A 22,730-nucleotide genomic window follows, 5' to 3' on the forward strand; every position below is an offset into this window, starting at 1 on the left:
CCCCAGGCCCTGCCCTTGAGCATCCTCTTCGAGGACGCCCACCTGATCGTGGTGGACAAGGCCGCCGGCATGGCGGTGCATCCGGCGCCGGGCACGCCGGACGGAACCCTGGTCAACGCCCTGCTGCACCATTGCGGCGCCTCGCTCTCCGGCGTGGGCGGGGTGGCGCGTCCGGGGATCGTCCACCGGATCGACAAGGACACGTCTGGCGTCCTCGTCTGCGCCAAGAACGACCTCGCCCATCAGGGCCTGAGCGCGCTCTTCGCCGCCCACGACATCGACCGCCTCTATGTGGCCCTCACCCGCGGCGCGCCGGAGCCGCGAAAGGGGACCATCGAGACGCGACTGGGCCGCTCCACCCACGACCGCAAGAAGATGGCGGTGCTGAAGTCCGGCGGCCGGGAGGCGGTGACTCACTATGAGACCCGCCAGGCTTATGGCCCCGCCGAGCGGCCGAGCGCGGCCTGGGTGGCCTGCCGGCTGGAGACCGGTCGCACGCACCAGATCCGCGTGCACCTGGCCTCCCGCGGCGCCCCCTGCCTGGGGGACCCGGTCTATGGCTCGGGCAGCCCGGCCGCCCCGGTGCGCGAGGCCATGGCGCAGGCGGGCCTTGAGCGACAGGCCCTGCACGCCGCGGTGCTGGGCTTTGTTCACCCGGTGACGGGCGAAACCCTGCGCTTCGAAAGCCCCCTGCCCGCCGACATGGCGGCCCTGGAGCGCGCGCTGGCGGCCCTCTGAGGCGGGCGCCTTGTTTGCGCCCTGTTCGGCGAATAGAAATACCTGAGTTCAGAAGTCGGATTTTTCGGACCGTCTCCTCCCCGACGGTCTTCCGCCCGGCGAAACCCATACCTATTTGGGAAGTTCGAAGGGGGCGGAGGTGTCCGCGCGCGCCAGGCGCGATGGTCCGGTGATCCGCACGAAAAGGGGATTGTCATGGCCGCGAACACGCTCGCCGTCATGTCGCCGGAAGGCGGCTTGAGCCGGTATCTCAGCGAAATCCGCAAGTTTCCCATGCTGGCCAAGGACGAGGAGTTCATGCTCGCCAAGGCCTGGCAGGAGCACGAAGACTCCGAGGCCGCGCATAAGCTCGTCACCAGCCACCTGCGTCTGGTGGCCAAGATCGCCATGGGCTATCGCGGCTATGGCCTGCCCATCGGGGAAGTGATCTCCGAGGGCAATGTGGGCCTGATGCAGGCGGTGAAGAAGTTCGACCCCGACAAGGGGTTCCGCCTGGCCACCTACGCCATGTGGTGGATCCGCGCCTCGATCCAGGAATACATCCTGCGCTCGTGGAGCCTGGTGAAGATGGGCACCACCGCGGCCCAGAAGAAGCTGTTCTTCAACCTGCGCAAGGCCAAGAGCCAGATCAGCGCCTTCGAGGAAGGCGACCTGCGCCCCGAACAGGTGCGCCAGATCGCCACCAAGCTCGGCGTGCTGGACGAGGAAGTCATCTCCATGAACCGGCGCCTGTCGGGGCCGGACGCCTCGCTGAACGCCCCGCTGCGTTCGGACTCCGAGAGCGAATGGCAGGACTGGTTGGCCGATGACGACTCCCCCAGCCAGGAGAGCGTCGTGGCCGAGAACGAGGAGAGGTCCCTGCGCATGGGGCTGCTCGAGGAGGCCATGGCCGAGCTCAGCGAGCGCGAGCGCCACATCCTCACTGAGCGGCGCCTGAAGGACGACCCGACGACGCTGGAGGAACTGGCCGGCCAGTACGGGGTCAGCCGCGAGCGGGTGCGCCAGATCGAGGTGCGCGCCTTCGAAAAGCTGCAGAAGTCCATGCAGGCCGCGGCCGAGGAGCGCAATCTGGTGGCCGCCTGACCCCGGTCGACCGCACCCCAGGACGTTCGGAGGCCGGTCCCTAAGGGGCCGGCCTTCTTTCATCTTGTCCGCGCTCTAGAAGCTCCGCTGAACCGTCAGGCGCCACTGGCGACCAGCGCCCGGCAGCACGGCGACATTGGCGTAAACATCGGCCACCGGCGTGAAGTAGAGCTTGTCGAACAGGTTATCGATATTGAGCCTGGCCATCCAAGGTCCCCGGGCCACATAGGCCGCCGCCGTCACCGTCGCATAGTCAGGATAGACCACCGCGCCGGGGACGGTGCCTGAGGTTTCGCTGACATACTTCACCCCGGCGGTGAGGCCGGCCTGTCCCCAGCTCATCTCGTCGGTGGTGTAGGTGGCGTAGAGGGCGGCCACCGTGTCGGGCACGGTGCTTTCCTCATAGTCCACCGCCCGCGAAGGGAAGGTGGCGTAGGAGAAGACCGCATAGCCGCCGCCGAAGCCCAGCTCGCCCGGGGTGCGGGCCACATAGGAGGGGATGTAGTAGAAGCCCGTATTCGGCCCCTTGACGATGGTCTGCTGGTTGTTGCCGCTGAAGCTGAGGCTGAAGTTCGGGTTGACCACCCAGCGCGCCTCAAGCTCCAGCCCCTTGGAGCGGTGGCCCACCACCGTCATGCTGACCGAGTTCAGTCGCGTCCGGGTTTGACGATAGGCCGAAAGGGAGGCCACCAGGGCCCCGTCCAGCCATTGGCCCTTCAGGCCCACCTCACGCAGATCCGAATCCGATAGCCAGGAGCCGTTGGGGATCTGGCCGGGATTGATGTCGCCGGCCTGGCTGACCTCCAGGGCGGCGGTTTCGGCATAGGTGACATAGGGCATCAGGCCGAGGGGCGCGCGATAGCTGGCGCTGAGGCTGTAGGTTCCCTTGCCCTTGCCGCGATTGAAGCCCAGGCGGTTGGCCGCCGAGGCCTGGCTGCCGATGTCCTGCGACTTGACGTCGTAGTCGTCCAGACGGCCGCTGAGCACCAGGTTGAGGCGGTCATAGATCATCACGTCGGCCACGGCGAAGGCCCCGCGGTCGTGCCACTTGGAGATGTTGTGCAGGTTCCAGGGCATGTTGATGCCCCCCGGCTCCACCGAGAAGGGATCATCGATGATGTCGTTGGGCTGGGCGCCGGTGAGGATGTCGCGGCGGTCCAGCGCCACCCAGGCGGTGCTTTCCTTGCGTTCGCCCTCGAAGGTGCGCCAGGAGAGGCCGGCGACGGTGTTGACCACCAGCTCGCGGCCGGCGGTGGCGAACTGCCCCGAATGGGAGAGACGCGCCTCGGCCACCCAGGTGTCATAGTCGGCCGGGAAGCCGTAGGAGACGAACCGCTGGTTCTTCAGCTGGTCGTAGAAGAGCTGGGCCTTGACCACCTGGCCGTCTCCGAACCGGCGGCCGATGTCGAAATAATAGGTCTGGGTCTCGGTGTCGGAAAAGTCGCGCTCGGAGATGAACACGTCCCGCGGACTGATCTTCGAGCGCCCCACCCCGGTGTCGAGGACGAAACGCTGATCGATGGAGGGCGTGGCCACGCCGTTATAGCCCTTGATCAGGCTGGCGCCGATCTCGTTGGGCGTCAGGCGGCCATTGCCGTCCAGATCGACGATGTTGGTGTCACGGCCGCGGATATAGGTCTGGCTGTCCACCAGTTCCTGGGTCAGGCGGTTCCAGCCGGGCGTCTGAACATAGCCCTCTGAATTGTAGTACATGCCCCCGAAGGCGACGAAATAGCCCTCGGCGGTGGAGAAGTCCGAGGACATCTGCAGCAGCTGGTGCTTGGGCGATATCCCCCGGTAGAAGCTCTTGGAATCCTCCAGCTCCCCATAGAGATAGACGCCTCCGTCGACGGCGCCGAAGCTGGCGGGCAGGCCGATCTGGGCGCTGAGATTCTTCTTGTCATAGCTGCCGACCGTCACCTCGACCTGGCCGGTGGGCGCAGTCAGGAAGGCGCCTTCCACTTGGGCGGTCTTGGGCACGAAGTTCAGGAAGCCGCCCACCTTGCCGGGACCCTGATAGGCGGTGGGCGGGCCGCGCACGATCTCCACCTGCTGCACCGCGCTCAGGAGGGTGGGATAGGTACCGCGGTTCTCGATGCGCTTGAACCCGCGGAAATAGATCTCGGCCAGGGTGCCGCGGACGGCCACCGAACCGGGCACATTATAAAAGCTGGCGGTGAAGGCGCCGGGCGAGACCGCCACCAGGTCGTCCACCGTCTCGATGCCGTAACGCTCCAGGGTCACGTCGCTGGCGAAGCTGGCCGAGCGCGCCGTTTCGATCAGCGGCTTGTCGATCCCGAAGACAGTGTCGGTGGGCTGACGCTCGATCAGACCCGCGCGGTCATTGGCGATGACCGTCAGTTCCCCCACCGTGGCCTCGTCCTCTTGTGACGCCGCGGCGCCCGACCAGGCAAGCGCGATCGCCAGCAGGCTGGCGCCCAAGAGATGATGATGAGCCATGGTGAATCCCCCCGAGAACAGCGGCCGCCGCGCGACCCTACAGAATGTGGGGGATTACCCGTTGAACGGGCGCGGGACTTGCGCGGCGAGTGAAGCTTTTCTGAAACTTCTGCGTCACAACCTTAACGGGCGGACGGGGGCTCCTACGCGACTCGCTTGCGACCCTGGCCGCCCTCATCGGGCATGAAGAGCTGCAGGGCGGCCACATGGAAGGCGACCTCGGCCGGGTCCAGGCGCTTGGGATCGACCACCGTGGCCAGATAGCGCTGCAGGTCGGCGGCCGCGCTGGTCAGTTCCAGGTCGCCGGTCTTGATGGCCACCTGCTGGAGCTCCGCGCCTTGGGCCTGCATGGCGCGATAGGCCTGGGTGGGATCGCTGTCGAGGGCGCCGGCGGCGGACTTGAGGATCTTCAGGGCCTGGGTGATGCGCGCCTTTTCCGGCGTGGCGCGGGAGTCGGAACGTCGCTTGAGCGGGCCGGAATAGTCGCCGGAATTGAAGCGCCTCCGGTCGGGGCCGACATAGGTCACCGCCTCCACCCAGTCCCGGGGCCGCAGGATCACCGCCTCCAGGCGTTTGAGCAGGTCGGCGATGGCAAAGGGCTTGCGCAGGAACTCATGCACGCCTGCGTCGCGGGCGCCCAGCACGGTGGCCGCCGTGGGTTCGGTCAGGATCATGATCACCGGCGCCTGGCGGCAAAGCGCGTCGCCGCGGCGCAGGCGCCGGGTGAACTCAATGCCGTCCACCCCGCCACGACCGGTGTGGTCGATGAAGATGATCTGGGGATCGACGGCCTTCATCAGGTCGATGGCCTTGCCGGCCGTGGGGGCGACCCAGATGTGGCAATGGGTCAGGCTGCGCAGCAGATCGGCCAGCATGCGCGCCCCGGCGGCGGAGGGGTCCACCACCAGAACGCGCTGCATGGCCGGAGCCATGCGCTCAATCAGCTTCCGATCGTCCTTGAACAAGCTCGCCGCTCCCCGGGTGCCTGAGCACCCTGGCAGGGGGGCGTAAAAGAACCGCTTACGACGCGGGGCCCCTTAGCCCTGGAAGGGGTCGAGCATCATGACGATGTCATCCCGGTCGGGGCTGGTGGACAGGAGCACGGCCGGCGCGCCGATCAGCTCCTCGATCCGCCGGACATACTTGATCGCATTGGCCGGCAGGTCCTTCCAGCTGCGGGCGCCGCGGGTGCTTTCGCTCCAGCCGTCCATCTCTTCGTAGATGGGCTCCAGGCCCGCCTGATCGCGCAGACCCGCGGGCAGATAGTCCACCGTGCGACCGTTCAGCCGGTAGCCGACGCAGACCTTCAGCTTGGGGAAGCCGTCGAGAATGTCGAGCTTGGTCAGGACCACGCCCTGAATGCCGCCCACCGCCACAGACTGGCGAACCAGGACCGCATCGAACCAGCCGCAGCGCCGGGGCCGTCCGGTGACCGTGCCGAACTCATGACCCCGCTCGCCCAGCAGGCGGCCGGTCTCGTCGTGCAGCTCGGTGGGGAAGGGGCCCTCGCCCACCCGAGTGGTGTAGGCCTTGACGATGCCCAGCACATAACCGCCGGCGGTAGGGCCGACGCCGGCCCCCGCCGCGGCCTGGCCGGCCACCGTGTTGGATGAAGTCACATAGGGATAGGTGCCGTGGTCCACGTCCAGCAGGGTGGCCTGCGCGCCCTCGAACAGGACCCGCTGCCCGTCCTTGATGGCGTCGCCCAGCACCCGCCAGGCCGGCTTCACATAGGGCAGAATCTTCGGCGCCACAGCCTCCAGCTGGGCCAGGACCTCGGCCGGGGTGATTTCGGGCAGACCTAGGCCAGCCCGCAGGGCGCCGTGGTGGGCCAGCAGGCGCTCGATCTTCACCTGCAGGGCCTCCCGGTCGGCCAAGTCGGCGAAACGGATGGCGCGACGGCCCACCTTGTCTTCATAGGCCGGACCCACGCCGCGGCCGGTGGTGCCGATCTTGCCCGCGCCGGCGCGGGCCTCCCGCGCCCCGTCCAGATCCCGGTGCAGGGGCAGGACGAGGGTGGCGTTCTCCGCCACCACCAGATTATCGGGGCTGATGGACAGGCCCTGGCCCTGGGCGCGCTCAATCTCGTCCAGCAGGGACCAGACATCGACCACCACGCCATTGCCGATGATGGACAGCTTGCCCTGGATGACCCCGGACGGCAGCAGGGAGAGCTTGTAGGTCTTGTCCCCCACCACGATGGTGTGGCCGGCATTGTTGCCGCCCTGGAAGCGGACGACCACCTCGGCGCGATTGGCCAGCCAGTCGATGACCTTGCCCTTGCCCTCGTCGCCCCACTGGGCGCCGATCACCGTCACATTGGCCATGAGATACGATCCTTCCGCCTGCCAGGCGGATCCGTCTCGCCCTTCGACAGGGCTCGGCGAGAGGATTTTGATCGATTGTCGGTGTCGCGGCCGCAAGGGCGGATCGACAGGGGCTGTAAAACAGTCGCGCGCGGGCATCGTCAACCCCCGCCAGGGGCGGGGGGCGGGAAATTCCGCGCCTGAAACTTCGGTCTATAGGCGCCGGCAAGGGCGATGGGGTCGGCGCAGGTTCTCGGCCTCGCCAGGGCGGCTACGCTCGGGCTATCACTGACGCATGACCAGACCCCGTTTTCATCTCGCCTTTCCGGTTCACGATCTGGCCCAGGCGCGCAGCTTTTATGGCGGCCTGCTGGGCTGCGCCGAGGGCCGCAGCAGTCCGGACTGGGTGGATTTCGACTTCTTCGGCCACCAGATCGTCGCCCACCTGTCGCCGGAAGAGGCCGGCCACCGCCGCACCAGCGCGGTGGACGGGGAAGACGTGCCGGTGCGCCACTTCGGGGTGATCCTGGAGCTGGACGCCTGGAAGGCCCTGGCCGATCGGCTGACCGCCGCCGGGGTGAAATTCATCATCGCGCCTCAGATCCGGTTCCAGGGCCAGCCGGGCGAACAGGCCACCCTGTTCTTCCTCGATCCCAGCGGCAACGCGCTGGAGTTCAAGGCCTTCGCCGACGACGCCATGGTCTTCGCCCGATGAGCGTGACCCTGACGGATATCGAGGCCGCCGCCGCCCGCCTGGCTGGCCAGGCCCTGGAGACGCCGCTGTTGCGCAACCCGGCCCTGGACGAGCGTCTGGGGCTGACCGTGCTGTTCAAGGCCGAGACCCTGCAGCGGGTGGGCGCGTTCAAGTTCCGCGGCGCCTATAACCGGCTGGTGCAGCTCTCGCCGGCGGAACGTCAGGCCGGGGTGGTGGCGTTCTCCTCCGGCAATCACGCCCAGGGGGTGGCCCTGGCGGCCCGCCTGCTGGACATGCCCGCCGTGATCGTCATGCCGAGCGACGCCCCCCAGGTGAAGGTGGCCGCTACACGCGGCTACGGCGCCGAGGTGCGCTTCTATGACCGTCTGACCGAGAGCCGCGAAGCCATCGCCGCCGAACTGGCCCAGGCCCGCGGGGCGATCATCGTCCCGGCCTTCGACGACCCGCACATCATCGCCGGCCAGGGCACAGCGGGGCTGGAGCTGGCGGCCCAGGCGGCCGCCCTGGGCCTGAGCCTGGACGCTGTCGTCGTCCCCGTGAGCGGCGGCGGCCTGGCCGCAGGCGTCGCCACGGCGGTAAAGGCGCGCTCGCCCGCCACCGCGATCTGGGGGGTCGAACCCAAGGGCTTCGACGACACCCGCCAGTCCCTGGCCGCCGGCGCGCGCCAGGTTCTGAAGCCGCAGGGCCGGACCCTGTGCGATTCGCTGGAATCGCCCTTCCCCGGGGAGATCACCTTCCCCATCCTGCAGGCGCACATGGCGGGCGTCGCGGTGGTCGACGACGCCGAGGTGGCCCGCGCCGTGCGGTGCGCGGCCCTGGACCTCAAGCTGGTCGTGGAGCCCGGCGGCGCGGCGGGGCTGGCGGCCCTTCTGGCGGGCAAGATCAGCCTTCGCCCAGGCGCCGTGGTCGCCGTCATCCTGTCGGGCGGCAATATCGATCCCGCCCTGCTCGCCCAGATCCTGGCCGAGCCCGCCGCCTCGTGAGGTGGCGCATCGGGTTCTGAACTCAGAGACTTGAGCGCGTTTCGATCCGATGGCCGGTTCCCACGGATCGGAACGCGCTCTAAAGCCGGTCCACCGGAACGGCGTCCTCCGGCGCCTCCCGCGGAGTGACGAAGCGGCCGAGCTTGGGCTTCAGCCAGCGTTCGAAGTCGTCCACGAACTCATAGACCACCGGCACCAGCACGAGGGACAGCACGGTGGAGGTGATGAGGCCGCCGATCACCGCCACGCCCATGGGCTGGCGGAACTCCGCCCCGTCCTGAAGGGCCAGGGCGGTGGGCAGCATGCCCGCGGCCATGGCCACCGTGGTCATCACGATGGGCCGCGCCCGCTCGCGACAGGCGTCGACGATGGCGTCGCGCTGGGACATGCCCTCCCGCTCGCGCTCGATGGCGTACTCCACCAGGAGGATCGAGTTCTTGGCCGCCAGCCCCATGAGCATGAGGAAGCCGATCATCGAGGGCACGGACAGGGAGAGCTGGAAGATCAGCAGTCCCAGAAAGGCGCCGCCCACCGCCAGGGGCAGGGCCGAGAGGATCACCACCGGCTTGAAGAAGCTGCGGAACAGCAGGACCAGCACGCCATAGATCATGGAGATGCCGGCGAAGAGGGCCATGCCCATGGAGGCGAAGAGCTCGCGCATGGCCTCAAGTTGTCCGGTGTCGGCCGGCGCCACCCCCTCGGGAAGGTTCTGCATGATCGGCAGGCGCTGGACCGCCTGGTTGGCCACCCCGAGCTCCACGCCGTTCAGCTCCGCCTGGACGGTGAGCTGGCGTTGCCGGTTCAGGCGCTGGATGCGGGCCGGGCCGGCCTGGAACTCCACATCGGCCACGGCGCCCAGCGTGGTCACCCCGCCCGAGGCGGTGGGCAGGCGCAGGGCCTTGATGGCCTCCAGGTCGCCACGGGCGTCGGCCGGCAGGCGGATGCGGATGGGCAGACGGCGCTCGCCGTCGGTGAGCTTGGCCACATTGGCGTCGATGTCGCCCACCGTGGCCACCCGGGCGATGGCGGCGATCTGGTCGACGCTGACGCCCAAGCGGGCGGCCTCGGCCGCGCGCGGCCGGATGACCACTTCGGGCCCGATGGGCGGCACCGAGGGCCGCGGCTCGGCGATCACCGAGACGGTGCGCATCTGGCGCTCCAGCTCCAGGGCCGCGTCGTTGAGGGCCTCGGGATCATTGCCGGTGAGGACGATCTGCAGGCCGGCCCCGCCTTCGGAATCCAGGAAACTCACGCGAGCGTCAGGGATTTCGCGCAGGGCCTGGCGCATCTCCCGACGGATGTCAGCGCCGCTGAGCTTGCGCTTGTCCTCGAGCAGGATAGTGGCCGACCCGCTGCGCAGGTCCCCGCCCCCGCCGCTGCCGAGCGAGCCCGGACCACCGCCAGCGGCGGTGGAGCCGATCTGGACGAAGACGCCGGTCACCTCCGGGCGATCCTGGAACACGTTGTTGATCTGCCGGGCGACGCGGTCCATGTGCGCCGCCGTCGCGCCGGGCGGACCCTGGATATTGACCCGCAGATAGTCGGGGTCGCCCGCCGGCTGGAAGCCTGTGGGCAGAAGCGGCCCCAGGGCCACCGAGGCGATGAACAGCACGCCGCCGGCGACGCAGGCGGCGATCCGGTGGTCGAGGGCCCATTCCAACACCCGGCGATAGGGTCCCTTGAACGGCTTGCGCGGGGTGGGGTGGACGCTGGGCTTCAGCAGATAGGCCGCCATGAGCGGCGTCAGCAGGCGCGCCACCAGCAGGGAGAACATGACCGCCACCGAGACGGTGAGGCCGAACTCCTTGAAGAACTGACCGGCCATGCCGGTCATGAAGGAGACCGGCGCGAAGACCACGACGATGGCCGCGGTGGTGGCCACCACCGCCAGACCGATGGCGTCGGCGCCCTCCATGGCCGCGCGGTAGGGGCGCACCCCCGTGGCCACCCGCTTCTCGATATTCTCCACCTCGACGATGGCGTCATCCACCAGGATGCCGATCACCAGGGTCAGGCCCAGCAGGGTCACCACATTGAGGGAGAAGCCCAGCCAGTTCATGACCAGGAAGGTGGGGATCAGCGACAGAGGCATGGCCACCGCCGCGATCAGGGTGGAGCGCCAGTCCCGCAGGAAGACGAAAACCACCAGGGCCGCCAGCAGCATGCCTTCCATCAGGACGTGCTGGGTGGCGGTGAAGCTGGCCCGGGTCTCGTCCACCGACGAGAAGATCTTGGTGAAGCGGACCCCTTCGTACTGCGCCTCCAGGCGCTGCATGGCCGCCAGGGCCCGGTCCTCCACCTCCACATCGCTGGAGTCGCGGGTCTTCATGAGCGAGAAGCCGATGACCGGCTGGCCGTTCAGTCGGGCGAAGCCGCGGACTTCGGACGAGCCGTCCCCCACCTCGGCGATGTCGGTGAGCCGGACGAACCGCCCCTGGCCGGTGGGGATGGTCAGCTCGCGCAGGGCTTCGATGGTGTCCACCGCGCCCAGGATGCGCAGGGTCTGCTCCTGGCCGCCGATGGCCACGCGACCGCCGGGGGCGTCGAGATCAAACCCGCGCAAGGCGTTGTTCACCTGGGCGGCGGTCAGGCCGCGGGCCGCCAGCCGGTCAGGATCGAGGATGACATTGATCTCGCGGGTGACGCCGCCGATCCGCACCACCTGGGCCACGCCGTCCTCGGCCTGCAGCGCCCGGGCCACCGTGTCCTCCACGAACCAGGAGAGCTCCACCTGGGACATGCCCTCGGCCGAAACCGCGTAGTTGAGGATGGGCTGGGAATCGAGCTCGATCCGCTGGACCGTGGGCTCGTCGATCTCCCGCGGCAGCACGGCCCGGGTCTGGTCGATCCGGGCGCGGACGTCGTCCGTGGCCTTCTGCAGATCGGTTCCCATCACGAACTCGACCGTGGTCACCGAGGCGCCCAGGGTCACGTTCGAGTGGATGTTGTTCACCCCCGGGATGCCCGCCAGGGCGTCTTCCACCGGCCGGGTGATCTGGGTCTCCATCTCGCCAGGCGCCGCGCCGCTTTGTGTCACGGTCACCGAGACGGCGGGGAACTGTACGTCCGGGAAGAGCTTCACCGGCAAGCCCGTATAGGCCACCAGCCCCGCCAGGGTCAGGGCGAGGAACAGCACCGCCACAGGGACGGGGTTGCGGATCGCCCAGTTGGAAATGCCGAGGGGGCGGGCCTCGCTCATCGGGCGGGACCTGTCTTGGCGACGGGAGCCGCGGCGGCGGGTGTCGGCTCAGCCGCGCCCGCCTCGCGCGGACGCACGAAGTCGCCGTCCAGCAGGAAGCTGCCGGCGCTGGCCACGACGCGCACGCCCACCTCCGGGCCTTCCAGAAGTTCGACCAGCCCATCGCCCCGGGCGCCGGTGCGGACGCGGACGCGACGGACCTGGTTGTTGGCGTCCACCACCATGACACTGGCGCCGTCGGCGTCGTAGCGCACGGCGGCTTCGGGAACGGTGCGCACGCCCTCACCCACGGCGGCGAAGTTTGCGCGGGCGAACCCGCCGGCCCGGATGCTGGGCCGCGACGGCAGGGCGATCCACACCCGGCCGAGCTGGGTCTGGGTGTCCACCTGGGGGCTGACCAGGCGGACCGAGCCCTGGACCACCTCGCCGCTCTGCAGCTGGACCTGGACGGACTGGCCAGGACGGATGCGGGCCAGTTCAGCGTCGGAGACCTGGGCCTGAAGCTCGATCAGCCCGTCCCGGGCGATGACGAACCAGGGGGTGGCGCCGCCGGCCGCCGCGGCGTCGCCGGGGCGGACATTGCGCTCCAGGACAAGGCCGGACACCGGCGCGGTGACGGCGAGCCTGGCCTGCCGGGCGCGGAGGTCCTGCAGACCCGCAGCCTGGGCGCGGGCCTGGGCGCGGGCCGAGCGGGCCTGGAACTGTCGCTGCTCGATCTGCTCTTCGGAGAGCACGCCCTGGCCCTGGAGGCCATCGACCCGGGCGGCCTGGCGCTCGGCCTGTTCGGCCTGCACCTCGGCCTGGGCCAGCGCCGCCTCCTGCTGGGCGATCTGACCTTGCAGCAGGGTTCCGTCGAGACGCGCCAGGGGCTGGCCGCGACGCACATAGGCGCCGGCCTCCACCAGCACCTCGGCCACCCGATAGCCGGAAATCTCCGGCGTCACGGCGGCCGCCTCCCGCGGGACCAGGGGGCCGGCGGCGCTCAGCGAGCCGGTGAGAGACCGGTTGGCCACGGGAACGACCGTCACCGCACGAGCCAGAGCCTCCGGCGACTCCGCCTCCGGCTGATCACCGCAGGCGGCCAGGGCCAGCAGGCCGGCCCCAAAGGCCGCGACCTGGAGCCCTCGGCGCAGGGCGACGGAGAGAGACGAGTTTCGCATCATGCCAACGGCCTCAACGGGCTTCGACGGGGGTGGAACGGGGCGGCAGCGTCTGGGACGGCCAGCCGCCGCCCAGGGCCTTGAAGGCCTGGACGGTCCGCCGCTGGCTCTGCACCTGGGCGGCCGTGAGCTGGGACCTGGCCGCGCGCCAGGACTGTTCGGCGCCGAGCGCGGTCTGAAGATCGGTGAGGCCCGCCCCATAGCCGGTGCGCGCGGCCTCATAGGCCCGTTCGGCGCGGCGGGCGCCGTCGTCCAGCAGGGCGACCCGCCGGCGATCGGCGCCCAGGCGAACCAGGGCGCTCTCGGCCTCGGCATAGGCGGTCTGAACCACCTTTTCATAGGCGATCACCGCCTGCTCGGTGCGGGCGTCCTGAGCGCGAAGGTCCAGCAGCAGGCGGGGAATGTTGAGCACCGGCTGGGACACATTGGCCCCGATGCTCCAGTTCTGGGTGGTGGCCGAATAGCCCGGCTGGTCGTTGCGCGACAGGCCCAGGCCAGGCGTCAACGTGAAGGTCGGGAAGAAGGCCAGCTGCGCATAGGCCAGCCGTCCGGCGGCCGAGCTGATCCGCGCCTCGGCCTCGCGGACGTCGGGGCGGCGGGCGAGAAGGTCGCCAGGCAGGGTGATGGGAACCGGCGGCGGCGAGGCCAGGCTGGGGGTCGCCATCGCCTCCAGCGGCGCTGTGCCGCGCCCCACCAGCACCATCAGGGTGCGCTGCTGAGCCTGGAGTTCGGCCGACAGGCTTTCCACCTGGCCGCGGGCCTGGGCCAGCTCCCCGGCCACCCGATCGCTTTCCGAGGCCGCGGCGAGCCCCAGGGCCGTACGGCGCTCGGCGAGCTGCAGCAGGGCGGTCTGGATGCGCGCGGTCTCCTCGGCGTCGGCCAGCTGGATGGCCGTTCCGCGCACCTGGAAGTAGGTGTCGGCCACATTGGCGGCCAGGCTGGCGCGCGCGCCCTCATAGGCGAAGCGGGCCGCGGCCATGTCGCCCTGGGCGCCGCGCCGGGCGGCGAAGAACCGACCGAACAGGTCCAGCTCCCAGCTCACATTGAAATTGGCCTGATAGGTCTCGCTGGTCCCGGAGGTGGAGAGCCCCGGGAAGTTGATCTCATCCCCGTCGATCTGCTCGGTCTCGGTGCGGCGAGCCGAACCGGTGAGCTGGCCCTGGGGCAGGAAGGCCGTGAGCGCGCTCGCCGCGGTGGCCTGGGCCTCGCGCAGCCTGGCGCTGGCGCTCTGGGCGTCGGGATTGCGCTCCAGCGCCTCTTCCACCAGGGCGGTGAGGGTCGGGTCGTCGAACAGCCGCCACCAGGCGTCCAGGGCTTCGGCCTCCGGGCCGCCTAGGGCGCCTTGGGGATAGAGCTGCGGCAACTCCACCTGGGCCGCACGCGGCCCGGCGCAGCCGGCGAGGCTCAGGCCCGCCAGGGCGACATAGGCCAGAAGGGCGAAGGGGGAGCTCAGGCGCATGCGGTCCCTGGAGGCCTCGTGCCGCGAATCACGGAGATCGCTGTTCGGTCGCAACTGTGCGGCCTGACAGCCGACGCTCCAAGACCACAGCTTCACGACGCTTCGATTGCAGGGCCGATACATTCACGCAAGCCCCCTGTCACAGAGGTCACAAGGCCTGTGGCGAAAGCGCACGGCCAGCGTTAGGTTCGCGGCCCGTCGGACCCCCCTTGCGTCGAGGCCCCTATGAAACCCCTTCTGTTGTCGAGCGTCGGCGGCCTGGCTCTTTCCGCCGCTGTTTCATTGGCCTTGCTGGCCGGCCCGGCCGGCGCAGAGATCTCCGCCCCGCGCATCGGCGCCCATGTGGAGGTGCTGGCCTCGGACGCCTTCGAGGGCCGCGCCCCCGCGACGCCCGCCGAGGAAAAGGTCATCGCCTATCTTTCAGAGCAACTGGCCGCCGCAGGGGTCGCCCCCGCCGGGGATCTGAAGGACGGCGTGCGCGCCTGGACCCAGGACGTTCCCCTGTCGCGGTTCGAGATCAAGGGGCCGATCGCGGCCAGCTACGCGGCCGGCGGCAAGACCGTCGTCCTGACCCAGGGCCAGGAGATCGCCATCCGGGCCTCGGCCAATGGCCAGCGGGAGATCCGCATCGCCGATGCGCCCCTGGTCTTCGCCGGCTATGGCGTCGTGGCCCCCGAGCGCGACTGGAACGACTTCGCCGGCCTGGACATGCGGGGCAAGATCGCCCTGGTCCTTGTGAACGACCCCGATTTCGAGAGCGGCGAGGGCGACTTCGGCGGCAAGGCCATGACCTATTATGGCCGCTGGACCTACAAGTACGAGGAGGCGGCCCGTCAGGGGGCGCTCGGCCTGCTGGTGATCCACGAGACCGCGCCGGCCTCCTATGGCTGGGCGACCGTGGCCAATTCCAACACCAATGAGATTCTCGACATCGTCCGGCCCGACCCGGCCGCCGCCCATACGGCCCTGGAGGGCTGGGTTCAGCGGGACCTGGCGGTCGATCTGGTCGCCGCCGCCGGCCTGGACTTCGAAACCCTCAAGGCTGAGGCCCAGAAGCGCGGTTTCCGGCCCCGCGCGCTGGAGGGCGTCACCCTCTCCACCAGCTTCGACGTGGATCAGCAGCAGGTGATCACCCGCAATGTGGTGGGCGAGATCACCGGGACGCGGCGGCCGCAGGAGCGGGTGATCTACACCTCCCATTGGGACCATCTGGGGGTGGGGGCTCCCGACGCGAGCGGCGACACCATCTATAATGGCGCGGTGGACAACGCCGCCGGCGTGGCCGCGGTGCTGGAGATCGCCCGGGCCTTCGCGCAAGGCCCGGCGCCGGAGCGCAGCGTGAATTTCCTGCTGGTGACCGCCGAGGAGAAGGGCCTGCTGGGCTCGGAGTACTACGCCTCGGCGCCGCTCTATCCCCTGGAGACCACGGTGGCGATCCTGAACCTGGACGCCCCCTCGCCCGCCGGACCGGCGCGGGACTTCTCCACCGCCGGCGACGCCGCCTCGGACCTGCAGGACATGCTGATCGCCATGGGCGCCGAGCGGGGCCGCCGCTTCGCCCCCGATCCCCGTCCTGAGGCGGGCAGCTTCTTCCGCTCCGACCACTTCCCCTTCGTGCGGGCCGGAGTTCCCGCGGTGTCCTACCGCTCGGGCCTGGACCTGATCGAGGGCGGCATCCCGGCGGGTCTGGCCTGGGGCGAGGCCTATTCCGCCCGCAAGTACCATCAGCAGGCCGACGAGTATGGCCCCGACTGGAATCTGGACGGCATCGCGCAGGACGCCGAGATGCTGCACGCGCTTGGCCTGAACCTGGCCAATTCCGAGGCCTGGCCGGCCTGGAAGGACGGCTCGGAGTTCAAGGCCCGCCGCGAGGCCAGCGCTGCGGCGCGGCGCTGAACGGGGCGGGGCCTTGGTCATGACCGGACGGGTGCGCGCCGGGATCGGCGGGTGGACCTTCGAACCCTGGCGCGGCGTCTTCTATCCGAAGGGCCTGCGCCAGGCCGATGAGCTGGCCTATGCCGCCGCCCGCCTCCCGGTCATCGAGATCAACGCCACCTACTATTCCAGCCAGAAGCCGGAGAGCTTCGCCAAGTGGGCGGCGGCTACGCCGGAGGGCTTCATCTTCACCCTCAAGGCTTCGCGCTTCTGCACCAATCGCAAGGTGCTGGCGCAGGCCGGGGAGTCGATCACCAAGTTCCTGGACCAGGGACTGGTGGAGCTGGGGAACCGTCTGGGCCCCATCCTCTGGCAGTTCATGGCGACCAAGCGGTTCGATCCGGACGATTTTTCCGCCTTCCTCGACCTCCTGCCCGCGCAGAAGGAGGGCCTGGCCCTGCGCCACGCCGTGGAGGTCCGCCATGAGAGCTTCGCCGATCCCGCCTTTCTGGAGCTGTGCCGGGCGCGCAACGTGGCCGTCTGCCTGACCCATCACGCTGAGTTTCCGCTGATCGCCGACCCCACGGCCGACTTCGTCTATGCCCGGCTGATGTGCGGCTCTGACGAGGTGGAGACCGGCTACGGGGCTGAGGATCTCGATCTGTGGGCGGGACGGCTGGACGCCTATGCGCAAGGGGCGGTCCCGCAGGACCTGCCGCTGGTCGGGCCGACGCCGCCCGCCGCCGCGCCGCGGGAGGTGTTCGCCTTCTTCATCAGCGAGGGAAAGGTCCGCGCCCCGGCCGCGGCCCAGGCCCTGATGAGCCGCGTCTGAGCCGAGCCTGGGGCCGCCAGGGGTCAGCCCACGTGCGAAAACACCCCCGCGCACGAGGCGCAGGGGTGTCGGATCGCAAGAATACTGATTCTTGGTGGTCCTGATCGCTTGAGGATCAGGAGCCGGGGAACCGCATCGGCACCTTGACCTGGCCGGACTTGGAACCCATCGGCAGGGCGTCGGCGACGCAGAGCGCGGCCTTGTCGAAACCCTTGCCGGCGGCGCTGTCCTGCAGGACCTTGCAACCCGAGAGCTTGCCGCCCTCAGCATTGCATTCCAGCATGACCGTCGCCGAGTCGCGCATGTTGGCGTGCTTCGTCAGACAGCGCGCCATGCTTTCTTCAAAAGAGGCCGCCGCGGTGGCGTTGGCCAGGACGAGGCTGACGAAGATGCCCCCACCCATTGCGATGATCTTTTTCACCTACCCACTCCTTCTAGAACGGAAGTGAGGGGACCATCGGGGATTCAGGTTAAAATTGTCTAATGCGCGCGCAGAAAGAATGGTGAGCAGAAATCAACCCTGTTTTCGCGGCCTCTTTCCCTTGCGTTACACGAAATGAGGGGGCCCTTGGGCTGAATGGGCCCGCCCGCGCAACCTCTGGTCAGGTTCTGTTAGCAACCTCCGGTTCATCATGAGAGCGACCGATTGTCACGGTCGTTAGCCATTGTTGGGGGATTGGGCTAATGCGGCTCAGGCTGGTGGACCTGCCTTTGATGGTGAAGATCGGCGTCGCGCCGGCCTTCGCCCTGGTGATGCTCGCGGTTCTGGCGGGCGGCACGATCTACATGCAAAATGCGCAGACGAGCGCGTTGGAGCAGGTGGTCGAGACCGACATGCCCAACAGCCTGCGCATCCAACAGATTTCAGCGCGCATCAATAATGTGCATGGGGAGCTCTATCTCCTGCTCACCAACCAGGCGGCGGGAATCGAGACCGATCAGATCGAGTCCCGCGCCCAGGCCATGCTGGCCGAGGTGGAGGCGATCAGCGCCGAGGCCGAAGAGGCCAAGGCCGCCGCGCCGGCCTCTCAGCACGCGGCCTTCGACACCCTCGTGGCCGACCTGAAGGAGACTCACGAGGCCCTGGACATCATCGTGGCCATGCTCTCGGTGGACTTCACCACCGCCGCCGGCTTCGCCGCGCCGTTCGAGGCGCAATACGCCGAGATGGCCGCCAATCTGCGCGGCATCGTCGCCGCCACCCAGGCCTATACCGATGAGCGGGCCGCCGCCATGGAGGCCAAGGCGGCCACGGCGCGCAACCTGACCATCGGCGCCGTTCTGCTGACCCTGCTGGCCGCCGGCGCCATCGCCGCCCTCTCGGTCCTGACGACCCGCCGGTCGGTGCAACAGATCGCCGGCGCCACCGAGCAGCTGGCTCGCGGCGACAACGAGGTCAATCTGGACGCCCTGGCCCGCAAGGACGAGCTGGGCGCCATCGTCCGCTCCCTCACCGTGTTCCGGGATAACCAGATCCAGATGGAGCGCCTGCGGGTTGAGCAGGAATCCACGCGGGCCGCGGCCGAGGAAACCCGCCGCCAGAGCGCCGAGGCCGCCGCCGCCGTGGCCGAGGAGCAGGCCAGCGTGGTCGGCGCCCTGGCGCAGGCTCTGGACCGGCTCGCCGACGGCGATCTGACCTACCGCCTGGAGACCAACTTCCCCGGCGAGTACCAGAAGCTGCGCGACGACTTCAACGCCGCCGTGGCCAAGCTGGAAGAGGCGATGAGCGCCATTTCGGCCACCACCAGCGCCATCACATCCGGGGCCACGGAAATCTCCAGCAGCGCTGACGACCTGTCGCGCCGCACCGAGCACCAGGCCGCGACCCTGGAAGAGACCGCCGCGGCGCTCGATGAGATCACCGCCACGGTCCAGAAGACCTCCGACGGGGCCGATCGCGGCCGCGAGGCGGTCACCTCGGCCCGGGCCGACGCCGAGCGTTCAGGCGAGGTGGTGCGCCGCGCCGTTTCGGCCATGGGCCAGATCGAGCAGTCCTCCCAGCAGATCGGCCAGATCATCGGGGTCATCGACGAGATCGCCTTCCAGACCAATCTGCTGGCGCTCAACGCCGGGGTGGAGGCTGCCCGGGCCGGCGAAGCGGGCCGCGGCTTCGCCGTGGTCGCCTCCGAGGTGCGGGCGCTGGCCCAGCGCTCCGCCGAGGCGGCCAAGGAAATCAAGGCTCTGATCAGCGCCTCCACCGACCAGGTGGCCCAGGGGGTCGATCTGGTGGGCGAGACCGGCAAGTCCCTGGAACGGATCGTGGCCCAGGTGACCGAGATCAACGGCCTGGTCACCGAGATCGCGGCCTCGGCCAAGGAGGAAGCCCTGGGCCTCGCCCAGGTGAACACCGCGGTCAACGAGATGGACCATGTGACCCAGCAGAATGCGGCCATGGTGGAGCAGTCCACCGCCGCCAGCCGGGTCCTGGCCGACGAGGCGCGGGAGCTGGCCCGCCTGGTGGCCCGCTTCCAGGTGAGCGCCGCCCACGAGCGCCGCGCGCCCCAGAGGTCCCAGGCCGCCCCGGCCAGGCCCGCCGCCCGGCCCGCCGCCCGCGCGGCCGCCGCGCCGGTCAGCCAGGGGGCCACGGCGCTGGCCATGCGGCCCAGCGCCGACCCGGAGGGCTGGGAAGAGTTCTAGAACCTGATTCAAAGACTTGAGGTGACAGGGACGGCGCGCGGCCAGGGTCGCGCGCCGTTCTTGCGTTCGGACTCCCGCCCCGCAGACTTGACCTCCGCCGCGGCATGGCGGCGCACTCTTGGGAAGCAACAAGAACCCAGGAGGACGACCCGTGGCCGAACTTGCAATGGAAGACCTGATGTTCCGCCCCGGCCTGATGCAGGGCGAACGGATCCTGATCACCGGCGGCGGCACAGGCCTGGGCAAGGTGATGGCCGAGGCCTGCCTGATGCTGGGCGCCGATGTCTATATCTGCGGGCGGCGCGGCGGGGTGGTGGAGGAGACCGCCCGAGAGCTGATGGAGGCCCATGGAGGCCGGTGCGTGGGCCTGGCCTGCGACATCCGCGTGCCTGAGGCGATCGAGGCCATGCTCGACCAGATCTGGGCCGACGGGGGCGCCTTGACCGGTCTGGTCAATAATGCGGCCGGCAATTTCATCAGCCGCACCGAAGACCTCTCCCCCCGGGGCTTCGACGCCATCTCAAACATTGTCTTCCGGGGCGCCTTCTTCGTCACCCAGGGCTGCGGCAAACGCTGGATCGCCGAAGGTCGCAAGGCTTCGGTAGTCTCAATCCTGGTGACCTGGATCTGGAACGGCGGCCCCTACACGGTGCCGTCGGCCATGTCCAAGGCCGGCATCGCGGCCATGAGCCAGTCCCTGGCGGTGGAGTGGGGCTCCTATGGAATCCGCTTCAACAATATCGCGCCTGGTCCCTTCCCCACCGAAGGCATGAGCGCGCGGCTGAACCCCAACGCGCAGGAGCAGAGCGGCGGGGCCTATGGCGATATGAGCGGCAACCCCATGGGCCGGGTGGGCGAGATGCGGGAACTGGCCAATCTGGCGGTCTATCTGCTGCACCCCCTCTCGGCCTATGTGAACGGCCAGACCATCACCATCGACGGCGCCGCCTGGCAGGCCACGGGGGGCAACTTCGCGCGGCTGCGGGCCTGGGGCGACGCCGAATGGCAGGCCGCCCGGGCGGCGATTTCGCAGACCAACGCCAAGGACCGCGCCCAGCGCACCGTGTGAGCCGGGCCAACAGGGTTAACCAGGACTTAACGGCTGGCGCCTGAGGCTCTGGCTCATGGTTCGCTCCGGGATCTGCTCAGGCCTCATCCTCGCCGTCTTGCTGGTCCTGGGGGGCGCGGTCCAGGCCCAGGAGGCCGGCCGCCTGCGCCTGGAGCGCCCCGGCGCCGGCGAGCTTGGCCTGCGCGGCCAGGGCCTGGGGGCGCCCGCCCCGGCGCCGGCGGCCGATCCGGAGGGGCCTGCGCCCCTGCTGCGGCCAGCGTCGGACCCCGCGGCGCCGTCAGCCCTGAGCGCCGCCCCGCGGACGCAGAGCCTGCTCATGCGTCCGGCCCAGGTCGCCGACCGGTGCCGCCTGGATTGCGCCCAGACCTACTATTTCTGCCTGGCCGGCGAAGAGGCCGATGAGTGCGCCCAGGGCTGGGGCCAATGCCGGCTGGGCTGCTCAAGATAAGGGCTCGACCCCCAGGCGCACGGCTGTCCGGACACAGAGCGGTGGCGCTCGGCCATCCCTGCCTCTAGAATGACGCCCGTCAGGTTTGCGTATGGAGTCGCATGTCTCAGGTCGCCCTTCTCTCGACCGGTAAACGGGCCCGGACCAAGGTCCAGAATCGCACCGCCATTCTGGACGCCGCCCGCGAGGTGTTCGGGGAACTGGGCTACGAGCCTTGCACGGTGCGCGACATCATCCGGCGCACGGGTCTCGCCGCCGGCACCTTCTATAATTATTTCAAGTCGAAGGAGGAGGTGTTCGCCGCCCTCGCCGACGACGGCGCCAAGCGTTTCGCCCCCATACTCAAGGCTCTGAGAACCGAGAACACCGACTTCGAGAGCTTCGTCCGCGCGGCCCTTGAAGCCTATTTCCGCTTCCTGGCCGACGAGCACCAGAACTGGGCCGACCGACGCCCGGCGGGCGAGCACCTTTATGTGCATGGCCAGACCCCCGAAATGGAGGCGGTGTTCCACGAGGTGCGCGCCGCCATCCTCGACGAGATCGCCCGCGGCGGGGCGCCTGCCGCCGACGCCGACTATCTGGCCGGCGCCTGCATCGCCATCGCCCGCGAGGTGGGCGACCAGATGCTGAACCGCCGCCCCGTGGACGTGGAAGGCGCCACGGAGTTTTCCACCGCCCTCATCATGTCGGGCCTCAAGGGCCTGCCGCGGGCCGGGGCCTGAGAGCGGCGACCCTTTGGGCGGCCGCGGCCCCTCTGAAGAAAGAGACGCCCATGCGCGCCCTCCTGGTCGAAGAACTGGCCGCCGACTATGCGGGCTGCGCCCTGCGCGATGTGCCCACGCCGGAACCCGGCCCGGCCGAGGTGCGGGTCCGGGTCCGGGCGGCCGCGGTGAACTTTCCCGACCTGCTGCAGACCCGCGGGGAATATCAGCACAAGCCGCCCCTGCCCTTCATTCCCGGCCTGGAGATCGCCGGCGAGGTGGATGCCGTGGGCTCCGAGGTCACGAGCTTCGCGCCGGGCCAGGCCGTGGTGGGCGGGGCCCGGCTGGGCGGGTTTTCGGAGTATGCGATCACCCCGGCCGCAGGCCTGCGGCCCAAGCCCGACCGCATGAGCTTTTCCGAGGCCGCCGGCTTCGCCACCGCCTATCTCACCGCCTATGTGGCCCTGGTGCGGCGCGCCCAGGCCCAGGCGGGGGACTGGGTCCTGGTGCATGGAGCCGCGGGAGGGGTGGGACTGGCCGCCGTGGACCTGGCCCGACACCTGGGCTGCAAGGTGATCGCGGCCTCGGCCTCGGACGCCAAGCTGGCCGTGGTGCGCGAAGCCTACGCGCCCCACGCCACGGTGAACGTCACCGAGGGCTTCCGGGAGGCGGTCAAGACCATCACCGGCGGCCATGGCGCCGACATCGTCTATGACCCGGTGGGCGGGGACGTCTTTGACGAGAGCCTGCGCTGCATGGCCTTCGACGGGCGCATTCTCTCCATCGGCTTCACCTCCGGACGCCATCCGGTGCTGCCGGTGAACATCGCCCTGATCAAGGGGATCTCGGTGATGGGGGTTCGCGCCGGCGAGTATGGCCGCCGCTTCCCCGACCGCGGCCGGGAGAACCACGAGGCCATCTGGCGGCTGGCGCGGGAGGGGCTGGTGACGCCGCGGGTGCACGCCGAATATCCCCTGGCCGAATGGCGCGCGGCCTTCGACAGCCTCGCCGACCGCAAGGTGGTCGGAAAGGCGATCATCCGTCCCGATCTCTGAATCCCGAAGG

At 69.4% G+C, this 22,730-nt stretch carries 18 protein-coding genes; 11 read left to right on the top strand and 7 right to left on the bottom strand.

Annotation, left to right across the window (positions count from 1 at the left end):
- Both V7D28_RS01900 and rpoH read left to right on the top strand, forming a co-directional pair.
- On the top strand, positions 1 to 738 hold a 738-nt coding region (locus V7D28_RS01900), incomplete at its 5' end, for an RluA family pseudouridine synthase (protein WP_333585661.1).
- A 195-nt stretch (positions 739 to 933) separates the two neighbouring features.
- Complete coding sequence (rpoH, locus tag V7D28_RS01905; RefSeq protein WP_333585662.1) at positions 934 to 1,821, top strand: RNA polymerase sigma factor RpoH; 888 nt, start codon at positions 934 to 936, stop codon at positions 1,819 to 1,821.
- 75 nt (positions 1,822 to 1,896) lie between these two features.
- Here the strand turns inward: rpoH and V7D28_RS01910 are convergent, their stop codons facing one another.
- From V7D28_RS01910 to V7D28_RS01920, 3 genes are all read right to left on the bottom strand, one after another.
- Entirely contained in the window at positions 1,897 to 4,281 is a 2,385-nt protein-coding gene (locus V7D28_RS01910; protein WP_333585663.1) for a TonB-dependent siderophore receptor, read from the bottom strand.
- 143 nt (positions 4,282 to 4,424) lie between these two features.
- The gene (locus tag V7D28_RS01915; RefSeq protein ID WP_333585664.1) at positions 4,425 to 5,246 is read right to left on the bottom strand and encodes a response regulator; all 822 of its coding nucleotides are present in this window, start codon (positions 5,244 to 5,246) and stop codon (positions 4,425 to 4,427) included.
- Between the two features lie 72 nt (positions 5,247 to 5,318).
- Positions 5,319 to 6,608 (bottom strand): adenylosuccinate synthase, encoded by a 1,290-nt coding sequence (locus V7D28_RS01920; RefSeq protein WP_333585665.1) that lies wholly within the window; start codon positions 6,606 to 6,608, stop codon positions 5,319 to 5,321.
- A gap of 274 nt (positions 6,609 to 6,882) precedes the next feature.
- Between V7D28_RS01920 and V7D28_RS01925 the strand changes: the two genes are divergently transcribed.
- Positions 6,883 to 7,302 carry a VOC family protein gene (locus tag V7D28_RS01925; protein ID WP_333585666.1) on the top strand — a complete coding sequence of 140 codons (420 nt, stop codon included), beginning with the start codon at positions 6,883 to 6,885 and terminating at the stop codon, positions 7,300 to 7,302.
- Positions 7,299 to 8,285, top strand: a complete 987-nt coding sequence (locus V7D28_RS01930; protein ID WP_333585667.1) for a threonine ammonia-lyase — start codon at positions 7,299 to 7,301, stop codon at positions 8,283 to 8,285. Before V7D28_RS01925 ends, V7D28_RS01930 begins: the two co-directional genes overlap by 4 nt.
- Before the next feature lie 79 nt (positions 8,286 to 8,364).
- Here the strand turns inward: V7D28_RS01930 and V7D28_RS01935 are convergent, their stop codons facing one another.
- Genes V7D28_RS01935 through V7D28_RS01945 form a run of 3 tightly spaced genes read right to left on the bottom strand, consistent with a single transcriptional unit; the run spans position 8,365 to position 14,103 of the window.
- A complete protein-coding gene (locus V7D28_RS01935) occupies positions 8,365 to 11,484 on the bottom strand; it encodes an efflux RND transporter permease subunit (protein WP_333585668.1) in 3,120 nt (1,039 codons plus the stop codon).
- Positions 11,481 to 12,647, bottom strand: coding sequence for an efflux RND transporter periplasmic adaptor subunit (locus V7D28_RS01940; protein WP_333585669.1), 1,167 nt, complete (start codon positions 12,645 to 12,647; stop codon positions 11,481 to 11,483). Before V7D28_RS01940 ends, V7D28_RS01935 begins: the two co-directional genes overlap by 4 nt.
- A 10-nt stretch (positions 12,648 to 12,657) precedes the next feature.
- A complete protein-coding gene (locus tag V7D28_RS01945) occupies positions 12,658 to 14,103 on the bottom strand; it encodes an efflux transporter outer membrane subunit (RefSeq protein WP_333585670.1) in 1,446 nt (481 codons plus the stop codon).
- Positions 14,104 to 14,328: 225 nt separating this feature from the next.
- Between V7D28_RS01945 and V7D28_RS01950 the strand changes: the two genes are divergently transcribed.
- The gene (locus V7D28_RS01950; protein ID WP_333585671.1) at positions 14,329 to 15,999 is read left to right on the top strand and encodes a M28 family metallopeptidase; all 1,671 of its coding nucleotides are present in this window, start codon (positions 14,329 to 14,331) and stop codon (positions 15,997 to 15,999) included.
- Positions 16,000 to 16,018: 19 nt separating this feature from the next.
- Positions 16,019 to 16,810: a DUF72 domain-containing protein gene (locus V7D28_RS01955; protein WP_333585672.1), complete on the top strand. Its 792-nt coding sequence runs from the start codon at positions 16,019 to 16,021 to the stop codon at positions 16,808 to 16,810.
- A gap of 115 nt (positions 16,811 to 16,925) precedes the next feature.
- Here the strand turns inward: V7D28_RS01955 and V7D28_RS01960 are convergent, their stop codons facing one another.
- The gene (locus tag V7D28_RS01960; protein ID WP_333585673.1) at positions 16,926 to 17,231 is read right to left on the bottom strand and encodes a hypothetical protein; all 306 of its coding nucleotides are present in this window, start codon (positions 17,229 to 17,231) and stop codon (positions 16,926 to 16,928) included.
- Between the two features lie 263 nt (positions 17,232 to 17,494).
- Between V7D28_RS01960 and V7D28_RS01965 the strand changes: the two genes are divergently transcribed.
- From V7D28_RS01965 to V7D28_RS01985, 5 genes are all read left to right on the top strand, one after another.
- Positions 17,495 to 19,447, top strand: coding sequence for a methyl-accepting chemotaxis protein (locus V7D28_RS01965; RefSeq protein ID WP_333585674.1), 1,953 nt, complete (start codon positions 17,495 to 17,497; stop codon positions 19,445 to 19,447).
- Positions 19,448 to 19,598: 151 nt separating this feature from the next.
- Complete coding sequence (locus V7D28_RS01970) at positions 19,599 to 20,516, top strand: SDR family oxidoreductase (protein ID WP_333585675.1); 918 nt, start codon at positions 19,599 to 19,601, stop codon at positions 20,514 to 20,516.
- A gap of 55 nt (positions 20,517 to 20,571) precedes the next feature.
- The gene (locus V7D28_RS01975) at positions 20,572 to 20,964 is read left to right on the top strand and encodes a hypothetical protein (RefSeq protein WP_333585676.1); all 393 of its coding nucleotides are present in this window, start codon (positions 20,572 to 20,574) and stop codon (positions 20,962 to 20,964) included.
- A 101-nt stretch (positions 20,965 to 21,065) separates the two neighbouring features.
- Positions 21,066 to 21,686 carry a TetR/AcrR family transcriptional regulator gene (locus V7D28_RS01980; protein WP_333585677.1) on the top strand — a complete coding sequence of 207 codons (621 nt, stop codon included), beginning with the start codon at positions 21,066 to 21,068 and terminating at the stop codon, positions 21,684 to 21,686.
- 50 nt (positions 21,687 to 21,736) lie between these two features.
- A complete protein-coding gene (locus tag V7D28_RS01985) occupies positions 21,737 to 22,720 on the top strand; it encodes an NADPH:quinone oxidoreductase family protein (protein WP_333585678.1) in 984 nt (327 codons plus the stop codon).
- Positions 22,721 to 22,730 lie beyond the last annotated feature (10 nt).

The organism is Phenylobacterium sp. (assembly GCF_036723115.1).
GTDB lineage: Bacteria > Pseudomonadota > Alphaproteobacteria > Caulobacterales > Caulobacteraceae > Phenylobacterium.